Source organism: Alcanivorax sp. 1008 (assembly GCF_020667895.1).
Taxonomy (GTDB): domain Bacteria; phylum Pseudomonadota; class Gammaproteobacteria; order Pseudomonadales; family Alcanivoracaceae; genus PGZG01.
On sequence record NZ_JAFMPS010000070.1, the window covers coordinates 1 to 1253 of the forward strand.

At 55.1% G+C, this 1253-nt stretch carries 2 protein-coding genes; both read right to left on the reverse strand.

The features are described from left to right. Positions 1–596: PQQ-dependent sugar dehydrogenase (locus J1C54_RS16250; protein ID WP_229149993.1), on the reverse strand; the 596-nt coding region annotated here is incomplete at its 3' end. Between the two features lie 31 nt (positions 597–627). After that, positions 628–1253, reverse strand: a 626-nt coding sequence (locus tag J1C54_RS16255; RefSeq protein ID WP_229149994.1) for a mechanosensitive ion channel family protein, incomplete at its 5' end; no start/stop codon positions are given.

Sequence of the window (1253 nt, forward strand, 5' to 3'; positions counted from 1 at the left end):
TCCTGCGGAATGCTGCCATCATCATGCAGGCGTAAAATGCTGCCAGCATGATCCTTGCCATTTTGCGCGCGATCCCGCTCACCGCGATCACCTATGCTCAGATACAAATAGCCCTGCTGATCAAACAACATCCGTCCGGCATAGTGCTGACCCTTGTCTCCGCAGGCACGGCTGGCGATAACCTGTTTGAAATTATGCAGCGCGCCGTCACGGTATTCTCCACGGCCAACCGCGGTGGTGTTGCCGCCATCCGGGCAGGGTAGGGCATAGCTCAGATACACCAGACGATTCTCCGCAAACGCCGGGTGGAGAAGAATGTCGAGCATGCCGCCTTGACCATGTACGGCGACCTTTGGCGCACCTGAAACAGGTTTCTCGTCTAGTTGACCATTGACGATACGGCGCAGCCGCCCCGGCCTCTCTGTTACCAGAATTTCGCGATCCGGAAGAAAGGCCAGCGACCAAGGGTGTTCAAGGCCGGATACCAGCGTTTCGCTGTTGAACTTGAGTGACGTACCGGTGGCGCTGGTGTCGGCGTTGCCGCATGCACTCAAAAGCAGCATGACAGCGGCGAGGAAAATGGATCGAATAGTCATAAAGGCCTCCTCGGTTAGGCTCCCATCTGGTTCAATCTGTCAAGTCGATATCAGGCTCTGAGCATCTGGGGTGAGGTCGGACAATGCCATGGGCTTTAAACATCTGGCTGACACGCATGACCAGATCACTTTGAAACTCTTTCTCGTAGCGCATATCAAGCACATAAGCCTTGGTACGCATGCGGATGCCCAGTGTTCGTGCAACTTCAACTTCCTCAATAGCGAAGCTGACGGGCTTTTTAAGGTAGGCATATCGACTCGTTACCACCACCTCTTCTATTAACTTACGCACCTTTTCCAGATCCGCCTGCAGCGACACATGGAAATCCGTCACCACCATCATGTCCAGTTCGCCAGCATTGCCGGAAGCAACCACATCAGTGATAAACCGGGAGTTGGGGATGGTGACCAGATTGTCATCCAGAGTAACCAGACGCACGGTGCGCAGGCCGATGGATACGATCTCGCCGTAGGTGTCACCGAACGTTACCCGATCACCCACCCGAAACGGGCGATCAAATAACAGCAGAATGCCAGCTACCAGCGAGGCAACAATGTCTTTCAGGGCGAAGCCCAAGGCAACAGCAACAGCGCCGCCAACCGCAATCAGGAACTCCCGCGGAGGCTGCAGCACTCCGACTACCAAGCCGATAGTTC